This window comes from Faecalibacterium sp. 3 (assembly GCF_048323735.1).
In the GTDB taxonomy this organism is placed as follows: domain Bacteria; phylum Bacillota; class Clostridia; order Oscillospirales; family Ruminococcaceae; genus Faecalibacterium; species Faecalibacterium wellingii.
Genome location: NZ_JBLWFN010000001.1, coordinates 737,101 through 750,743 on the forward strand (window position 1 = coordinate 737,101; position 13,643 = coordinate 750,743).

12 protein-coding genes, 1 tRNA gene and 1 pseudogene are annotated in these 13,643 nt (G+C 57.5%); 5 read left to right on the forward strand and 9 right to left on the reverse strand.

Annotated elements, in window-relative coordinates; translation table 11 throughout:
- Positions 1 to 107 precede the first annotated feature (107 nt).
- Both ACNSPV_RS03390 and ACNSPV_RS03395 read left to right on the forward strand, forming a co-directional pair.
- On the forward strand, positions 108 to 2,030 hold the full coding sequence (locus tag ACNSPV_RS03390) for a PTS mannitol transporter subunit IICBA (RefSeq protein WP_348584627.1): 1,923 nt from the start codon (positions 108 to 110) through the stop codon (positions 2,028 to 2,030).
- 24 nt (positions 2,031 to 2,054) lie between these two features.
- On the forward strand, positions 2,055 to 2,309 hold the full coding sequence (locus tag ACNSPV_RS03395; RefSeq protein WP_006735298.1) for an HPr family phosphocarrier protein: 255 nt from the start codon (positions 2,055 to 2,057) through the stop codon (positions 2,307 to 2,309).
- Positions 2,310 to 2,530: 221 nt separating this feature from the next.
- On the opposite strand, the gene treC is transcribed toward ACNSPV_RS03395, so the two are convergent.
- Positions 2,531 to 4,165, reverse strand: coding sequence for an alpha,alpha-phosphotrehalase (gene treC / locus ACNSPV_RS03400; protein WP_348584625.1), 1,635 nt, complete (start codon positions 4,163 to 4,165; stop codon positions 2,531 to 2,533).
- Positions 4,166 to 4,183: 18 nt separating this feature from the next.
- Positions 4,184 to 5,599, reverse strand: coding sequence for a PTS system trehalose-specific EIIBC component (treP, locus tag ACNSPV_RS03405; RefSeq protein ID WP_418268290.1), 1,416 nt, complete (start codon positions 5,597 to 5,599; stop codon positions 4,184 to 4,186).
- A gap of 252 nt (positions 5,600 to 5,851) precedes the next feature.
- Here treP and treR point away from each other — a divergent pair, with 252 nt between their 5' ends.
- Complete coding sequence (treR, locus tag ACNSPV_RS03410) at positions 5,852 to 6,577, forward strand: trehalose operon repressor (RefSeq protein WP_348584621.1); 726 nt, start codon at positions 5,852 to 5,854, stop codon at positions 6,575 to 6,577.
- Positions 6,578 to 6,670: 93 nt separating this feature from the next.
- On the opposite strand, the pseudogene ACNSPV_RS03415 reads toward treR, so the two are convergent.
- The 5 genes and pseudogenes from ACNSPV_RS03415 to ACNSPV_RS03435 all read right to left on the reverse strand — a co-directional run.
- Positions 6,671 to 6,844: pseudogene (locus ACNSPV_RS03415) on the reverse strand (DUF6061 family protein); the annotation flags it as partial.
- A gap of 290 nt (positions 6,845 to 7,134) precedes the next feature.
- Positions 7,135 to 7,221 (reverse strand) — tRNA-Leu (locus tag ACNSPV_RS03420).
- Between the two features lie 217 nt (positions 7,222 to 7,438).
- A complete protein-coding gene (locus tag ACNSPV_RS03425) occupies positions 7,439 to 8,761 on the reverse strand; it encodes an SLC13 family permease (RefSeq protein ID WP_348584619.1) in 1,323 nt (440 codons plus the stop codon).
- Entirely contained in the window at positions 8,758 to 9,498 is a 741-nt protein-coding gene (locus ACNSPV_RS03430) for a response regulator transcription factor (protein WP_339395519.1), read from the reverse strand. The genes ACNSPV_RS03425 and ACNSPV_RS03430 overlap by 4 nt, the downstream gene beginning before the upstream one ends.
- Positions 9,488 to 10,570, reverse strand: coding sequence for a sensor histidine kinase (locus ACNSPV_RS03435; RefSeq protein WP_348584618.1), 1,083 nt, complete (start codon positions 10,568 to 10,570; stop codon positions 9,488 to 9,490). The genes ACNSPV_RS03430 and ACNSPV_RS03435 overlap by 11 nt, the downstream gene beginning before the upstream one ends.
- Positions 10,571 to 10,743: 173 nt before the next feature.
- Between ACNSPV_RS03435 and ACNSPV_RS03440 the strand changes: the two genes are divergently transcribed.
- The gene (locus ACNSPV_RS03440) at positions 10,744 to 11,766 is read left to right on the forward strand and encodes a threonine aldolase family protein (protein ID WP_249238040.1); all 1,023 of its coding nucleotides are present in this window, start codon (positions 10,744 to 10,746) and stop codon (positions 11,764 to 11,766) included.
- 156 nt (positions 11,767 to 11,922) lie between these two features.
- Positions 11,923 to 12,438: a PTS glucose transporter subunit IIA gene (locus tag ACNSPV_RS03445; protein WP_348584617.1), complete on the forward strand. Its 516-nt coding sequence runs from the start codon at positions 11,923 to 11,925 to the stop codon at positions 12,436 to 12,438.
- Between the two features lie 51 nt (positions 12,439 to 12,489).
- On the opposite strand, the gene ACNSPV_RS03450 is transcribed toward ACNSPV_RS03445, so the two are convergent.
- Both ACNSPV_RS03450 and ACNSPV_RS03455 read right to left on the reverse strand, forming a co-directional pair.
- Positions 12,490 to 12,636: a hypothetical protein gene (locus ACNSPV_RS03450; protein ID WP_339395516.1), complete on the reverse strand. Its 147-nt coding sequence runs from the start codon at positions 12,634 to 12,636 to the stop codon at positions 12,490 to 12,492.
- Between the two features lie 58 nt (positions 12,637 to 12,694).
- Entirely contained in the window at positions 12,695 to 13,639 is a 945-nt protein-coding gene (locus ACNSPV_RS03455; protein WP_348584616.1) for a GTP-binding protein, read from the reverse strand.
- Between the last annotated feature and the right edge of the window lie 4 nt (positions 13,640 to 13,643).

The window sequence follows — 13,643 nt, forward strand, 5'->3', positions numbered from 1 at the left end:
GTGCCAGAACGAAACGAAAGCTCCTCCGAACAACCGTCCGCAGGCCGCAGCTCCCATGCCACAGGAGCTGCGCCGCCTGCCTTTCAAGTGAAAAAGGAGAGCTACAAATGAAAAACGCTGTTTCCCGCTTTGGCAAGTTCCTCAGCGGCATGGTCATGCCGAATATCGGCGCATTCATCGCGTGGGGCTTCCTCACTGCTCTGTTCATTGAAGCGGGCTGGTTCCCCAACGAAAAGCTGGCCAGCATGGTCTCCCCGATGCTGACCTACCTGCTGCCCATCCTCATTGCAGGGCAGGGCGGCAAGATGATTGCAGGCGACCGCGGCCGCGTCATCGCCGCCATCGCCGTGGTGGGCTGCATCTGCGGCTCGGACTACACCATGCTGATGGGCGCCATGGTCATGGGCCCTCTGGCCGGCTGGGTCATCAAGCAGTTCGACAAGAAGGTGGAAGGCCATATCCCCGCCGGTTTCGAGATGCTGATCAACAACTTCTCCATCGGCATTCTGGGTATGCTGCTGGCCATCCTTGGCTACTACGTCATCGGCCCGTTCATGACTGCCATCCTCACCGTGCTGACCGCCGGTGTGGACTTCCTTGTGGCGCACAGCCTGCTGCCGCTGGTGTCCATCTTCATTGAGCCTGCCAAGGTATTGTTCCTGAACAACGCCATCAACCACGGCATCTTCAGCCCCATCGGTGCAAGCCAGGCTGCTGAGACCGGTCGCTCCATCATGTATATGCTGGAAGCCAACCCCGGTCCCGGTCTTGGTGTCCTGCTGGCCTACTGCTTCTTCTGCAAGGACGACACCACCCGCCAGTCCGCTCCCGGTGCTGTGATCATCCATCTGCTGGGCGGCATCCACGAGATCTACTTCCCCTACATCCTGATGAACCCCGTGATCATCATCGCCCCCATCGTGGGCAACTTCTGCGCCATCCTGTTTTACTCTATGACCGGTGCAGGTCTGTCCGGTCCTGCTTCTCCCGGTTCCATCATCGCCTACATGGCAATGGCTCCCCGGGATTCCATTCTCACCGTTCTGTTGGGCGTTGTCATCGCCGGTGCTGTTTCCTTTGTTCTGTCCTCGGTCATCCTGAAAGCGACCTCCGGTCACACCAAGAGCCTGACCGACGCCCAGAACGAAATGAAGGAGATGAAGGCACAGGCTAAGGGCGAGATCCCCGAGCCTACTGCCGTGAATGTCGGCCAGATCCGCAAGATCGTCTTTGCCTGCGATGCCGGTATGGGTTCCAGCGCCATGGGTGCTACCAAGTTCCACAACCGCATTAAGGCGGAGCGCCCCGACCTGACCGTGACCAACTCCAGCGTGGACACCATCCCCGCTGACGCGGACGTGGTGGTCTGCCAGCGCGTTCTGGCTGACCGTGCCGCCAAGTGCGCCCCGCAGGCACAGCTTGTTACATTGGATAACTTCCTTGCAGATCCGCATCTGGACGCATTGTACAACGCACTGACCTCCACTACCCCGGCACTGGATGCCAAGGCCGAAGCTGCCGCCAATGAGGAGATCGTATCCGACCTGCGCAATGCAGCCGTAGCCCCTCTGGCGGCTGCCGTGACCGAGGCTTCCAAAGCCAACGGTTCCGTGATGAAGATCCAGGCGGAGGACATCCAGCTGGGTCTGCCCTCCGTCACCAAGGAGGAGGCCATCCGTGCGGCCGGTGCGCTGCTGGCAAAGCGGGGCTATGTGGATGACAGTTACGCCGATGCCATGGTGGAGCGCGAAAAGCTGGTGAGCACCTACATGGGCATGGGCGTAGCCATTCCCCACGGCACCAGCCAGAAGAAGGGCACCGTTAAAAAGTCCGGCGTTGTTCTGCTGCAATATCCGCAGGGCGTGGACTTCGGCGATGAAAAAGCCTACCTCGTGTTCGGCATTGCCGGTGTCGGCAACGACCATCTTGACCTGCTGGGCAATGTCTGCGAGATCCTTGAAGACGAGGATGCGCTGGAACAGCTCAAGACCACTTCCGATATGAACTATGTGCTGGAGCACTTACAATAACGATTCCAAAAAGGAGAGATTTTTATGAAGAGCATCGATATCACCATTCAGGACAAAGAAGGTCTGCACGCCCGTCCCGCCGGTATCCTGAGCAAAGCTGCCAAAGGCTTTGAGAGCAAAGTCACTATGACTAAGAACGGCAAAGTCGCCGACATGAAGAAGATCTTTGCCGTAATGGGTCTGGCCGTGAAGTGCGGCGAGACCGTGACCATCGCCGCCGATGGCCCGGACGAGGATGCCGCCATCGAAGAATTGACCAAGCTGTGCAAGGACGCATGACTTCTCCCTCCGTCTATGACCATTCTGCATAAATACTGCTGACGCAAAACCGCTCCGGGCAGAGCGCTCGGAGCGGTTTTACTGTCAGTACAGAGAGAAACAGGGCGTTCCCGACGGGGAACGCCCTGTCGTACATATCGCTCTTGTCTGTGGATTTTCAGGGTACGTCCATTCAGGGCGCACCCTGTTTTTATTTTGAGAAAAAACTTGAGAAATAAATCTTAGGCCTTTGTTAGGATCAGGCACTCATACGGACGCAGGGCATCGTTTCTGTCAGGATAGTTTCCCAGCAGCTTATCTGCGTCTGCCCAGCCCTCTGGCAGGGTGTAAGGTGCGTCATGCTCAGTCAGGTTGCACAGCACCAGCAGTTCTTCCCCATCTTCGGCACCATAGCGGCGGTAAGCCAATAAATCGGCATTGTCTGGGTAAAGAAACTCGATCTTGCCCTCGCTGATGACCTTGTGGGTCTTGCGCAGATGCACCAGCATCTTGTAAAAGCTGCGCACAGAATCTGGGTCATCCACCTCAGCAGCGGCGTTGATGGCCTTGTAGTTGTCCGCCAAACCAATCCACGGAGTGCCAGTGGTGAAGCCCGCATTTTCGCTGCCATTCCACTGCATCGGGGTGCGGCTGTCGTCGCGGCTGCGCTGGGCGATAATGTCCAGCGTTTCTTCCTCGGACTTGTCCTGCTGGCGCAGAATCTTATAGTAGTTGCGGCTTTCCACATCACGGTACTGGTCAATGGATGTGAAGTGCGGGTTCGTCATGCCCAGTTCTTCGCCCTGATAAATGTAGGGGGTGCCGCGCATAAAATGGATCGCTGCCGCCAGCATCTCGGCGCTTTCCTTCCAGTAGGTCGTGTCGCTGCCAAAGCGGCTCACCGCACGGGGCTGGTCATGGTTGCACCAGAACAGCGCATTCCAGCCGCCGTGGGCCTGCATCCCCTCCTGCCAGGTCTGGAACAGTTTCTTCATGGCGAGGTAATCAGGCTCCCTCAATTCCCACTTTTGCCCGTCCTTGTAGTCGACCTTCAGGTGGTGGAAATTGAAGCACATCGTCAGCTCGTGGTTGCCCTCAGCGGTGTAGCCGATGCAGTTTTCCAGCGTGGTGGAGGACATTTCGCCAACGGTTATCATGCCGTCGATGCCGCCCGCGGCGACCAGCTCTTTCAGGTACTTGTGGACGTTGCGGCCATCGGTGTAGAAGCGGCGGCCGTCGCCCTCAAAATCGTCCTCATAAAATTCCGGCTTGGAGATGACATTGATGACGTCAAAGCGAAAGCCCTTGATGCCCTTCGCCTTCCAGAATCGCAGGATGTCGGCCATTTCCTCCCGCACGGCGGGGTTCTCCCAGTTCAGGTCGGCTTGCATAACATCGTACAGGTGCAGATACCACTTGCCGAGCCATGGTACATATTCCCACGCAGGGCCGCCGAATTTTGAAACCCAGTTCGTCGGGTAGCAGTCGGGCGTGCCGTCCTTGAAGATGTAATAGTCCTGGTACTTTTTGTCGCCCGCCAGTGCTTTTTTGAACCACTCATGCTCGGTGGAGGTGTGGTTGAACACCATGTCCAGCATCAGGCCGATGCCGCGCCTGTCCGCCTCGCGGATAAGCTCCTCCAGATCCTCCATCGTGCCGTAGCGCGGGTCAACGGCACGGTAGTCGGCCACATCATAGCCGTTGTCGCGCTGGGGCGAGGGGAAGAACGGCGTCAGCCAGAGATAGTCAACGCCCAGGTCGGCGAGGTAGTCCAGTTTCGCGGTGACGCCCTTCAAATCGCCGAAGCCGTCACCGTTCGAGTCCATGAAGGATTTCGGGTAAATTTGGTAGACAACTTTATCTTTAAAATCATTCATGGTATACACCTCACAAAATCAGGCAACGCCTTTTTTCCTGCCGACGATGACGGTCAGCACAAAGGGGACGACGATGGCAATGGCCATGCACAGCGCAAAGCTGAGCATATAGGCGGGCTGGATTGACAAAATACCAGGGATGCCGCCGACACCGATGGCGTTGGCCGTGGTGGAAGTTGCCACACAGACGACCGCTGCGATGGCAGATCCAATCATGCCGCAGATAAACGGGAAGTGGAATTTCAGGTTGACGCCGAACATGGCAGGCTCGGTAACGCCCAGATAGCAGGAGATGCAGGAGGGAACGTTGACTTCCTGTGCAGCAGCATTCTTGCGCTGCAGGTAGATCATGCCCAGCACGGCGGAGCCCTGTGCAATGTTGGACAGCGCGATCATGGGCCACAGCATCGTACCGCCGAAGTCGGCGATCAGCTGCATATCGATGGCGTTGGACATGTGATGCAGGCCGGTGATGACCAGCGGGGCATAAACAAAACCGAAGATTGCGCCAAAGACCACGCGGAAGGAGCCGGAAATGCCGGCGTAGACGATGTCAGAAATGAAGGTGCCAATCTTCCAGCCGATGGGGCCAAGGACAGTGTGGGCGATGATGACGGACAGCACCAGCGAGCAGAAGGGCACCACGATCATGGAAATGACCGCCGGGCAGATCTTGCGGAAGAAGCGTTCCAAGTACACCAGCGTGAACGCGGCCAGCATGGCGGGAATGACCTGCGCCTGATAGCCAATCATGTTGATGGTGAAGAAGCCAAAATCCCATTTGGGGATATCTGCCGCCGCAGTAGAAGCCACGGCGTAAGCGTTGAGCAGCTGGCCGGAGACGAGCGTCAGGCCGAGGACGATGCCCAGGCTTTGGGTCGTGCCCATTTTCTTTGTGACAGACCAGCAGATGCAGACCGGCAGCATATGGAAGATGGCTTCGCCAATCAGCCACAGGAAGCTGTCAACGCCGGACCAGAACTGGCTGATGTCGCACAGCGTCTGGGTGCCGTTATTAAAAAAGTAGATGCTGTCAATGCAGTTGCGGAAGCCGAGAATCAAACCGCCGGTGATGATGGCGGGAATCAATGGGGCAAAAATCTCCGCAAGCACGCTCATGACCTTCTGCAATGCGTTCTGGTTCTGCTTGGCCGCGCTCTTGACAGCGTCCTTCGAGACACCGTCGATGCCGGAGACGGCAATAAAGTCATTGTAGAAATCGCTGACCGTATTGCCGATGATGACCTGGAACTGGCCTGCCTGGGTGAAAGTGCCCTTGGCGGATTTCAGTGCCTCGATCTTGGCAACATCCGCCTTGGCGGGATCGTTGAGGACAAATCGCATACGCGATACGCAGTGGGATACTGCCGCGATGTTCTCCTTGCCGCCAACGTACTCAAGCAGCAGCCGCGCGTCCTGTTCGTATTTACCCATAATGTTTTCCTCCTTTTGCCCGGTAGAGCGGGCATCTTCGAACTTGTTCATACGGGCATCTTTGAACTTGTTCATACAAGTTCTCCTTACAGCCACAGAATACCAGACTTGTTCATACAAGTCAATCTGCTTTTGCAAAAAAGCACTGCAGAATGCCTATTTTCGGCACTGCTCACAAGTTGCCCACTTGAAATTTAGCCGAAAAGACGGTATACTAAAGTAAATGTTTGAACAAGTTGCGAGGTACACACCATGCCAAAGGCAAAATATGAGGGCATTTATCACAGCATCAAAAAACGCATCGAGGCGCAGGATTACCCCTATCAATCGCTGCTGCCCAGCGAGAATACCTTAATAGAGGAATACGCCTGCTCCCGCAACACAGTTCGACGCGCATTGGCGGAGCTGGTAGCCGACGGCTATGTGCAGACCATGCAGGGGCGCGGCGTGCGGGTCATCTACCAGCCGGTGGGCAAAACGACGTTTACCATCGGCGGCATCGAGACGTTTCAAGAAACCGCCCGCCGCAACCGCCTTCGCGCCGTGACGAAGGTCACGAAGTTTGAGACCATCATCGCAACGGAACAGTTTGCCGCGGAAAGCGGATTTTCTGAGGGCGATGAATTGTGGGCGGTACAGCGTGTGCGTTATCTGGACGGAAAAGCACTGATTCTGGACATCAACTACTTTTTAAAGGAATTTGTACCCGGACTGACAGAGGAAATCGCATCCCATTCCATCTATGATTTTATTGAAAACGTGCTTGGAATGCAGATCATCACCAGCAAACGGCGCATCACGGTGGAACACGCAACTGCCCGTGATGAAAAGCTGCTGGATATGGACGGCTATGATTGCGTGGCAGTGGTGGTAAACCAGACCTTCAACTCGGACGGGATGCTGTTCGAGTACACCCAGTCCCGCCACCAACCGGACTATTTCTGCTTTCAGGACATTGCCACCCGAAAGAAAAACTAAAGGCGATGTGCTTCGCTATAAAGCACATCGCCCAAACTCAACTCATGCAATTTTCATATCTACCGTCTGCCGCAAAGAGCAGATGATATTTTTCTAATCCTCTAGCCCATGGCTCCCGGCCACATTCTTCAAATATTCCTTCGTGTCACCGTTCAGAATCAAATCCGCATATCCCAGCGGGTCATTGTAGATGAGGTAGTCCAGTTCCGTCCTCTGCGCCATGGTCACGTCCAATTCATCCTCGACCCCAGTGCAGTCAATGGAAATGTAAAACAAAAAAGACAGTGGACAGTCTGCCTCCCGGTAGACATTCCTACAGGTTGGGAACCGCAGCGGAATCTGGCGGTCAGGGCCTTACGGGTTGCGTTTGCTGATTTTTCTGCAGCCCCTTGGCAGGGCTTTGAAAAATCAGAACGCGGCCCCAACAACTCCTCCCTGTTTCAGCCGCTGGCTGCGGTCGTCGTCGTTGCTGTTCAAGTCCTCTTATCCGCGGTTACTGCTAAAGGGAAACTGCCGTGCAAAACAAAAAAGACAGCTATCAAAAGCTGTCTTCCTTGTGGTGCGGATAAGAGGACTTGAACCTCCACCGAGTTGCCCCGATTAGAACCTGAATCTAACGCGTCTGCCAATTCCGCCATATCCGCATATTCTGTTGTGTTCGTGAGCTGTGTCGCTCGGAACGATAGTTATTATACCAGATATACGAAGAATGTCAAGCGTTTTTTCAAAAAAACTTTTTCCTCACTACAAAACGTCATACTTTCGCGAAAAAGCCCTCTGCAGGCCGATTTTCCGGCAGTGCAGAGGGTCGGAGTTTCTTTGTTTTTTCTTCAGCAGACAGCCGTGCCGGAGGCCAGCAGATCAGACTCTGCCCCACACCAGCCACAGATACACATAGCCTGCCAGCACTGCAGCCAGCGTAAAGGGCACGCCGATGCGCAGGAAGTCCCGGGTCGTGACGGTTTCACCGTTTTTGCGCAGCAGGCCGATGGCAGCAATATTGGCCGAAGCGCCGATCGGCGTCAGGTTGCCGCCCAGAGTGGCACCGGTGAGCAGACCGAAGTAAAACACGTAGGGCTCCATCCCCCGGCCATCATTCATCAGTGCAGCAATGCTTTGCACCACGGGCAGCATGGCGGCTACGTATGGGATATTATCGATGAATGCCGACAGCACGACCGAAACCACTACCAGCAGCGTAAACAGTCGGAAGGGGCTTTCTCCCGCCACGGCGTGGAACAGCCGGGCCGCTGCATCAATGACGCCCGCCGCCTGAATGCCTGCGATCACGATGAACAGACCAAACAACAGCAGCAGGGTATCGCAGTCCAGCTCACCCAGCACCCGCCCCAGCGGCTTTGCCGACTTTGCCCGCAGGCAGGCGCGCACGGTGCCAAACAGGCACAGGCCCATGCAGATAAGACCGCTGCGCAGCTCATACACCGTATGCAGCGGCCCGGCGGCGGGCTCCGGCAGGAAAGATGCCGCGATCAGCAGGCCTACCGTCAGCAGCATCAGGGCGGCGGGCACGTCGTCCTCCACATCCGTTTCCACCTTTGCACAGACCGGCTGGGTCTCACGGCGGAACAGCCACAGCAGCACCGCCAGCGATGCCAGTGCGCCCAGCTCTACGCCCCAGAAAATGCCCGGACGGCCCTGCATCCAGAAGAACTCGAAGAAGTTCATGTCCGCAAAGCTGCCCAGCAGGATGCTGGTGGTATCGCCCACCAGCGTGGCTGCGCCCTGCAGGTTGGAGGAGACCGCAATGGAAATGATCACCGGCACCGGCGAGATCTTCAGCTTGCGGGCAATGGCAAGGCCCACCGGGGCCACCATGAGCACGGTAGCCACATTGTCCACAAAAGCACTGATGACGCCGGCGAACAGCGCCAGCATACACACCGCCCGCTTGACATCCGGCACCCGGACGATGAGCATTTCCGCCAGACGGGCGGGCATTTTGCTCTCGATGAACAGCGCCACCGTACCCATGGTGCCCGCCATCATCAGCAGAACGTTGTAATCCACCGCCTGCAGTGCCGCACGGAGCGAAAAGCCGTATACCCCGGCCTCGCCCAGCATAATAAAGAGCACCGCACTGCACAGTGCCACCCACGGGCGGTACTGCTGCAGCCGCAGCATCAGCAGATAGGTGGCCGCAAACACAAGCAGCGCAAGTGTCATTCCAGATTCTCCCTGTTACGGGTGTCGTTGTCCTCGTCGATCATGCGGTAGCCCACGCCCAGCTCATTGAGGATATAGGCGTTGCTGCCCGGGCGGCTGCCCAGCTTTTTGCGGATGTTGGCCATATTCACCTGCAGCTTCTTGGTGCTGCCGATGTCGGTATCGCCCCAGATGGCTTTGACGATGGCCGCATAGGTCATCACACGGCCCGCGTGCTGGGAGAGGAACGCCACGATGTTGTACTCGGTCTGGGTCAGCTTGATCTCCTGCTCGTCCACAAACACCTTGCGGCGGTCATAATTGATGCGCATTCCCTGTGCGCGGAACTCCCCTGCCGGGGCATTGCCGCCGCGCAGGGCACCGTAACGGTTCAGGCGCAGGGCCGCACGCACGCGGGCCAGCAGCTCGCCGGTGCTGAAGGGCTTGGTGATATAGTCATTGGCCCCCAGATCCAGCGCTTCGATCTTATCCATCTCGTCGGTGCGGGCCGAGAGCACCACGATGGGGGTCATGTACTTCTGCCGCACGGTGCGGATGAACTCCAGACCGTCCCGGTCCGGCAGGCCCAGATCCAGAATGACCAGATCCGGGTTGTGGGAGGCAAACAGGGTCAGGCCCATGGTACAGGTGTGGGCCACCAGCGCCTGATAATCATTGGTAGTCAGCAGCGTTTCGATAAAGCTGCAGATATTCGCCTCATCCTCCACAATGAGGACCTTGAATTTATTATTGCTCATCTTCTGCATCCTCCATTTCAATTTCTTCGGTCTCCAGCCAGAAGCGGATGGTGGTTCCCTCGCCCACCCGGCTCTCGGCCTTGATCTCGCCGCCGTGGGCCTTGATGATGGCTGCGCACACCGACAAGCCGATGCCCATGCCGTGCTTGCGGCTGTCTGCCGGTACATCCGGGTCGGTGCTGCCGGTGCCGGAGAACAGCGTTTTCAGCCGTTCTCTGGGGATGCCGCAGCCATTGTCCGTCACCTCGAACACCGCGCGATTGCCCACCGTGAACACCTTCAGGGTCAGTTTTGTCATGCCCTCGGCGTGCAGAGCGGCGTTTTCCAGCAGATTCATCAGCACCTGCTGGATAAGCATGGAATCCATGGGGATCACGATAAAGGCATCCGGCGTTTCCAGCTCCACCTGAAGATCCGGGTATCGCTTGCGGAACTTGACCAGCACGGCGTCCAGCAGTTCGTCCAGCACCGTGGGGGTCTTCTGCACCGTCACCTTCTCGCTGTCGATGCGGGTGACCGAGAGCAGGTTCTCCACCATGCGGGTCAGCCACTGGGCATCGCTGCAGGCCTCGCCCAGCAGCTTGATGGTCTTTGCCTTATCCAGCGAATCGTAGTTTTCGATCACGGTGGAGCAGGCACCATAAATGGAAGTGAGCGGGGTGCGCAGATCGTGGGAAACCGCGCGCAAGAGGTTCGCGCGCATTTTTTCCTTTTCGCTCTCCATGCGCAGCTGCTCCTGCTTTTTGATGCGGGTGGTCAGGGTGCTGGTCATGATGGACACCACAAGCATCACAAGGCCGGAAAACAGGTTTTCCGACAGAGTAAAGTTGAACGCGAAATACGGCGAGAGGAAGGCAAAATTCACCGCCAGCACGCTGATCAGGGACGCTGCCACGCCCCAGACATACCCCTCTGTATACATTGATGTGACAAATACTGCCAGCATAAAGATCAGCATGGCAACGCCCTCAATGCGGCCCATAACGGCCTGTGTAAGCATCACCATGGCATAGGCAGCGAACAGAGCCAGCAGCATTACAGTGGCATCCCGCACAAGCGTCTGTTTTTTCATGCACATTCCCCTTCCCAAACAATATGTTTTCTCTCCTGAATTATACCATAGCTGTACTAAAGATACAGTAAAAATCCTTTGCCGTAAAGGGAGGACGGGGTTTGACACTCCCTCTTCCCCGTAGTAGAATAGCCTTATCCGCGCTTTATCTCACTGGATCAGGAGAATGACAGATGCTTTATTTTGAGAACGACTACTGCGAAGGTGCACACCCCGCGATCCTGCAAAAGCTGACCGAGACCAATTTTGAAAAGGTGTCCGGCTACGGCACCGACCCCTACTGCGCCAGCGCCAAGGCAAAGATCTGTGCTGCCTGCGGCTGCCCGGATGCAGATGTGTACTTTATCTCCGGCGGCACCCAGACCAACGCCATCGTCATTGCGTCCATGCTGCAGCGCTGGCAGGGCGTGCTGGCCGCAGCCACCGGCCATGTTACCGCCCACGAGGCCGGTGCCATCGAGTACACCAGCCACAAGGTCATCCCGCTGCCGGCCCACGAGGGCAAGGTGAGCGCTGCCGATGTGCGCAGCTGGTGCGCCACCTTCTACGCCGATGCCAACCACGACCACATGGTGTTCCCCGGCATGGTGTATATCTCTCACCCGTCGGAGTACGGCACCCTGTACACTAAGGCGGAGCTGGAAGAGCTGCACGCCGTGTGTCAGGAATACAAGATGCCGCTGTTCATGGACGGCGCACGGCTGGGCTACGGCCTGATGGCAAAGGGCACCGACGTCACCCTGCAGGACATTGCCCGCCTGACCGATGTATTCTACATCGGCGGCACCAAGGTGGGCGCTCTGTGCGGCGAGGCCGTGGTGTTCCCTCACGGCGCACCGGCCCACTTTATGACTATGGTCAAGCAGCAGGGCGCGCTGCTTGCCAAGGGCCGTCTGCTGGGCCTGCAGTTCGACGTGCTGTTCACCGATGATCTGTACACCCGCATCAGCCGGAACGCCATCGAGACCGCAGACCGTCTGAAGGAGGGCCTTGCTGCCAAGGGCTACCGCTTCTATATGGAATCGCCCACCAATCAGGTATTCCCCATTCTGGCAAACAGCCAGCTGGAAGCGCTGGAAGGTAAGGCAAAGTTCGGCTTCTGGGAGAAGTACGACGACACCCACACCGTGATGCGCATTGCCACCAGCTGGGCCACCCGCATGGAGGAGATCGAACAGCTGATTGCCCTGATGTGACCCTGCCGAAGATTTTCTGCCGATTTTATGCAGGATATCGATTGCAATTTTCTTCACGATATGGTATCTTTTGGGTATACCACATTGGTTTCGGAAACGGCCGGCTGCACTGCGCCGCCGCTTCCTGTAAAGTGATTGGAAGGAAGGTATTTTACCATGGGATTCTTTGATAAGCTGTTCGGCGGTAAGGCCGAGCAGGAAGAGACCGCTAAATTCTTTGGTCAGCGCAAGACCGTTCTGACCCCCATCCGCGGCAAGGTGCTGGCACAGGCCGACATCCCCGACGAGACTTTTGCACAGGGCATCCTTGGCCCCGGCTGCGGCATCGAGCCCACCGGCAAGACCGTGTATGCTCCGTTTGACGGCACCGTGGAACAGGTGGCTTCCACCCTGCACGCCGTGGGCCTGACCAGCGAGGACGGCATCGAGATCCTGATCCATGTTGGCATGGACACTGTGGAGATGCAGGGCAAGGGCTTCAAGGCACTGGTCAAGGTGGGCGATAAGGTCAAGGCCGGCACTCCCCTGCTGAAGGTGGATCTGGACGCCATCCGCGCCGCAGGCCATCCCACTGCAACCGCCATCATCGTGACCAACGGCGACGACCTGGGCGAGCTGAAGATGCTGGCTGAGGGCGATGTGCTGGCAGGCACCCCGCTGTTCAAGTTCTGATCGTAATCGTAAAAGGCGTGAGCTTCCATTCGGAGGCCCACGCCTTTTTTGTTATTCCTTTTCTTGTTTATATTTCAGCATTTTCTGGGCGAAATGTCCATCGAAGAACTGGATGAAGGGGCCAAAGGCGATGATGATAACACCCACCACCATGCCGATGATGCGCCGTGCCGAGGGAGCCTGCCGGGTCTTGTTCATGACCTCCTTCTCCTTCTCCTTCTGTTTTTCACCATTCTGTTGTTTTTGTATTGAAAATTCAGGCCTTGAGGCGTGCTTCAATGGCCGCTTTGTCCAGCCCTTCGCCAATGACGATGAGCACATCCTGTCCCTGCGGGATGGGGGCCAGCGTTTTTCCGGCGGCGGTGGCGTTCAGTTCCAGCCAGCCGGTCTGCCCGCCCGGGTCCGGCGCAAAGCCCTTCACCCGCAGCACATGGCCGCAGGCCCTGTCTGCAAACAGGCGGTCTGCCGCAGCCTGCAGCTGCTGCAGCGTCAGATGCTGTTCCAGAAAGCAGAGGGACGAAAAGGCTTCGTGCTCATCAAAGTGCAGCTTTTCGCAGCTGGCCTGCCGGTATCCGCAGGACGCAAGGGCGGCAAGGTCGGCTTCGGTGAGCTGCGCCCAGTCCTTTGTCAGGATCTCCTCCGGCGCAAAGCGGCGGGAGCACTTGCAGCCTTCCAGCGCCCGGGTCAGGTGGGCCGCTGCGGCGGCCGTCTGGGCCTGCCCGGCCTGCCGGGTACGGCTGAGCAGCACCCGGCCCGCGTTGGCGGTCTCGGATGCCAGCAGATACTCTGCCTGCGGGGACAGGGTCTCGGGCAGCATGGCGTCCACAATGGCGATCACATTGCCCACCTGATACCAGCGGTCCAGCGGGTCGTCCCGCAGCACGTCAAAGAACTCGTCCACATCAAAGATGCCGCTGGGCTCCACCACCACCCGGTCGAACCCGCGCATGGCCATGGCAATGAGCTTGGTGCGCATCCGGCGCTGGTGGGTGTCGCAGTCGCACCCGCCGCTGATGGTCTCAAGGTCGCAGCGGGGGCCCAGAAGGTCCTGCACCAGCATCGCGTCCACATTCACGGCCCCAAAGTCGTTTTCCAGAATGCAGACGTTGTGGCCCTGTTCCACCAGATACCGGACATACCGGCGCAGAAAGGTGGTCTTTCCTGCCCCCAGAAAGCCGGTGATAAGGTCTACCTGTACCATGATA

Bases quoted from the DNA above. Each gene is read 5' to 3' on its own strand.
- ACNSPV_RS03390 (WP_348584627.1), top strand. From the start codon at position 108: ATGAAAAACGCTGTTTCCCGCTTTGGCAAGTTCCTCAGCGGCATGGTC.
- ACNSPV_RS03395 (WP_006735298.1), top strand. From the start codon at position 2,055: ATGAAGAGCATCGATATCACCATTCAGGACAAAGAAGGTCTGCACGCC.
- treC (WP_348584625.1), bottom strand. From the start codon at position 4,165: ATGAATGATTTTAAAGATAAAGTTGTCTACCAAATTTACCCGAAATCC.
- treP (WP_418268290.1), bottom strand. From the start codon at position 5,599: ATGGGTAAATACGAACAGGACGCGCGGCTGCTGCTTGAGTACGTTGGC.
- treR (WP_348584621.1), top strand. From the start codon at position 5,852: ATGCCAAAGGCAAAATATGAGGGCATTTATCACAGCATCAAAAAACGC.
- ACNSPV_RS03425 (WP_348584619.1), bottom strand. From the start codon at position 8,761: ATGACACTTGCGCTGCTTGTGTTTGCGGCCACCTATCTGCTGATGCTG.
- ACNSPV_RS03430 (WP_339395519.1), bottom strand. From the start codon at position 9,498: ATGAGCAATAATAAATTCAAGGTCCTCATTGTGGAGGATGAGGCGAAT.
- ACNSPV_RS03435 (WP_348584618.1), bottom strand. From the start codon at position 10,570: ATGAAAAAACAGACGCTTGTGCGGGATGCCACTGTAATGCTGCTGGCT.
- ACNSPV_RS03440 (WP_249238040.1), top strand. From the start codon at position 10,744: ATGCTTTATTTTGAGAACGACTACTGCGAAGGTGCACACCCCGCGATC.
- ACNSPV_RS03445 (WP_348584617.1), top strand. From the start codon at position 11,923: ATGGGATTCTTTGATAAGCTGTTCGGCGGTAAGGCCGAGCAGGAAGAG.
- ACNSPV_RS03450 (WP_339395516.1), bottom strand. From the start codon at position 12,636: ATGAACAAGACCCGGCAGGCTCCCTCGGCACGGCGCATCATCGGCATG.
- ACNSPV_RS03455 (WP_348584616.1), bottom strand. From the start codon at position 13,639: ATGGTACAGGTAGACCTTATCACCGGCTTTCTGGGGGCAGGAAAGACC.